The sequence below is a fragment of the Colwellia sp. 12G3 genome (genome assembly GCF_002836775.1).
GTDB lineage: Bacteria > Pseudomonadota > Gammaproteobacteria > Enterobacterales > Alteromonadaceae > Colwellia.
Genome location: NZ_PJAQ01000037.1, coordinates 1 through 2,972 on the forward strand (window position 1 = coordinate 1; position 2,972 = coordinate 2,972).

A 2,972-nucleotide genomic window follows, 5' to 3' on the forward strand; every position below is an offset into this window, starting at 1 on the left:
CAGTGTCCGTTTGAGCAACTTGTTATATGACTATTTATCAACAACCTGAACAGGCTGTTTAAAGTTCATTATTCCTAAATAAATCCACCCCCCGATCCATGTAAAACCAAGTGCGAATGTTACTACACCACTTGTTAACATAGAGCGTTCTTGCTTCTTTGCTAATCGAATAGCGAATAAAGCAGGTAAAGCTGCTGTTAAAATTAAAATATAAGGAACCATTGCTACATTAATATCCATATTACTCTCCTTGTGAATGTGACTTCATTAGTCATATAACGCCCGCATAAGGGGCTGATAATAGTTTGCTAAAATGTGAAGCGAAGCGGAACCGAGCAAACTGTTAGCAGTCCCGTCTTAATGCGCTTGTTAGAGGTTTTTACCAATCAACTAGCCTAGTGCTTAGGATAAACTGGCAATATTTAACCTTTGCCTCTAAGTAATTTACTTCCAATTCGTATGACACGCCATTAGCTTTATTGAAAAGCTCTTGCTTGCGAAGTAAGTCGGTTTGTAATTTATTACCTTTTACAATATTTAAATCATTTTCAGGAATCTCAGACTTCTTTTGAGCGATACGGTGCTTTGCTTCTGATGTGTTTTTTGCACTAAAGTTTTCATCTGAAAATAAATATAAATCTTTAAGCTCAAAATACCTTTTATAATACTCTGGTATCTCACATAGCTGCGAAGTTTCTTTAGCCGCATGAGATGAAAAACTAATTATGAGTAGAATTGTTAAAACAAACACCTTCACCCGAGAAACCTCTAACGCCCAATTAACAGGCAAAAAATTGTGGGCTAAAATGGGAGCGAAGCGGACAGCCCACTGTTTTTAGTCCTGTTGAATTTCTTGTTAGGTGCAAATTTTAATACTGCCCTTTTAGCCATCTTTTGGCTGTGATTTTTTCAAGTTTTCGCCTGTACTTTTTTGGTGAAAACTCTTCTACAACACCATTCATAACATCGAAAATATCTGCTGATATAATTGCTCCAATAGCATGAATTGTTTCATGCCTATTCAAGCCTTGTCTCATGAGTTTTGCGATAGTTTCTGGTATTAATTCAACCTTCATAGCTAATTGATTCTCAACTATTACATGGATTGATGAATGTACACTTAAAGCATCCTCGGTTAATTCGTGATCTAAACCTATATGGAAATCATGAACTAATTCAATTCTTGTAGCTTCATCAAGGGCTAACCAGTTTTCGGGTTCTACTGTTTTATTGGGATTATATGTATCCATGTTGCCTCGAATGCATGAGTTGTCTTTGCACCTAACGCCGCATTAAGCGGAAAATTATAGTTGGCTAAAATGTTTGAGGAACGAAAAACAGCCAACTGTAAATTTTCCGTTTGAATGCCTTGTTATAAAGCTTTGAACAACTCTGTTTTTGAATGCTCAATTTCTTCTCTTAAAACAGCCTCTAAATGTTTTAGGGACTCTACTATATACTGACATTTATTCTGTTCGAGACTCAAGGGGTGGTTATCCATTAACTTAGAAATATCATAAGGTAACTGAAAGCTTCGACCACCTTCTTCATCAATTTCACCATACTCTATATCAGCCTCTTTATAAAAGTCCTTGCTGTGAGCAACCTCGTTCCGAAGCTTTATGAGGCTAATCAATGTTTGATACACATTGCTTTCATTATCAGTAATGAATTTACCGGAAGATAACAAAAATCCTAATGCATCTAATTTTTTTCCTAAATTCATTGAGAGGAAGGCTGTAGCATGTCGTTTATGATCACCTTTAGGAAACAGTTGAAATGCCCACGAAATAATACCTTCGTTTAATAAGCTTTCTAATGAAGCCGCCGCAACCAATATAAATGAGTATTTATTAGAATTAAAAAGCGCATCGTTATCTTCTGTATGTGCCAAAAGGTATTCTGCGGATTCAATTAGTCCTTTAGAAGAAGTAAATACAAAATGTGTTTCCAAAACTCCGATGCCTCCATGCTTTATAACGCTTACATAAGCGGAAAATTATAATTGGCTAAAATGTTTGAGGAACGAAAAACAGCCAACTGTAATTTTTCCGTTTAATGTTCTTGTTAGCCATTGTTTAACAACAAATTTATTGTCGCGATAAATAAAATAAGAAACCAAAAAGATATAATAATAGTTGCTAATAACGATTTAGATATATTGCGATTAAAATGCTTCTTCGAGAATACTCTACTAATAACACTTATACCCCACAGCCACATCACGATTATGACATGTTTAACGGTTATAAATTCTAAACCTGCTTGGAGGGCTGCAACAATAAATATAAATGAGAGAAAAGCAAGGATAGATAACCATGGTTCAAGTGGTTGTAGTACTAGGGAAGCGCTCTCTAAGATATTATTTTCGTCTTCAATAGGAGTACTTTGAGACTCAAGTGCCTTAATCAATAGTTGAACCTCTTTATACCTCTCAGGGTAAAAGTTTTTATCAATATGGGCCTCTACATCTATCAACTCATCTAAGGTATATTTTGTATAATCAATCGTCATAGAATTTAAAATGGCTAACGCCCGTTTAATGGGCAAATAATAGTTGGTTAAAATAAGCGACGCAGGAGCAAAAACCAACTGTTATTTGTCCTGATTGAAACGCTTGTTATGTGTTTTTACTCTGATCTTGTTTGATGATTTTAAGTAGTAAGTCTATTCTGCGATTTGTCTTTTTACTTTCAGCGGTAACCATGCCTTGAACAAAAGACGAGGCAATGAAAATAACGCACATTATTTGAAATAACTCACTCTCGATTGTAAAGAAACTATTTGCAAGTAGAAGTAAGCCAAATGGCGCAATAATAGAAAGAAAATCTTTAAGTCCCCAATCATTTGAACCAAGCTTATCAAATTCTTCTTTATACTTTTGAAGCTCAGAAATACGTTCTAACTCTATTTTAGCTTCTACCATTTTTACGTCATCATTATCCATTGAAAATACCATACTCCTGAAACAC

Annotated in this window: 6 protein-coding genes; all 6 read right to left on the bottom strand. The window is 35.0% G+C overall.

The window, feature by feature from the left end; translation table 11 throughout:
• Nucleotides 1-30: 30 nt before the first annotated feature.
• On the bottom strand, nucleotides 31-240 hold the full coding sequence (locus tag CXF71_RS10040) for a hypothetical protein (protein ID WP_101232826.1): 210 nt from the start codon (nucleotides 238-240) through the stop codon (nucleotides 31-33).
• Between the two features lie 139 nt (nucleotides 241-379).
• The gene (locus tag CXF71_RS10045) at nucleotides 380-751 is read right to left on the bottom strand and encodes a hypothetical protein (RefSeq protein ID WP_157826733.1); all 372 of its coding nucleotides are present in this window, start codon (nucleotides 749-751) and stop codon (nucleotides 380-382) included.
• A 118-nt stretch (nucleotides 752-869) separates the two neighbouring features.
• Nucleotides 870-1,250 (bottom strand): hypothetical protein, encoded by a 381-nt coding sequence (locus tag CXF71_RS10050; protein WP_101232828.1) that lies wholly within the window; start codon nucleotides 1,248-1,250, stop codon nucleotides 870-872.
• Between the two features lie 122 nt (nucleotides 1,251-1,372).
• A complete protein-coding gene (locus CXF71_RS10055) occupies nucleotides 1,373-1,954 on the bottom strand; it encodes a hypothetical protein (protein ID WP_101232829.1) in 582 nt (193 codons plus the stop codon).
• Between the two features lie 113 nt (nucleotides 1,955-2,067).
• Nucleotides 2,068-2,592 carry a hypothetical protein gene (locus tag CXF71_RS10060; protein ID WP_101232830.1) on the bottom strand — a complete coding sequence of 175 codons (525 nt, stop codon included), beginning with the start codon at nucleotides 2,590-2,592 and terminating at the stop codon, nucleotides 2,068-2,070.
• A 28-nt stretch (nucleotides 2,593-2,620) separates the two neighbouring features.
• The coding region (locus CXF71_RS10065; RefSeq protein ID WP_232771439.1) for a hypothetical protein at nucleotides 2,621-2,972 on the bottom strand (352 nt) is incomplete at its 5' end.

Excerpts from the sequence above, each read along its gene's own strand:
- CXF71_RS10040 (WP_101232826.1), bottom strand. The coding sequence starts at position 240 with ATGGATATTAATGTAGCAATGGTTCCTTATATTTTAATTTTAACAGCA.
- CXF71_RS10050 (WP_101232828.1), bottom strand. The coding sequence starts at position 1,250 with ATGGATACATATAATCCCAATAAAACAGTAGAACCCGAAAACTGGTTA.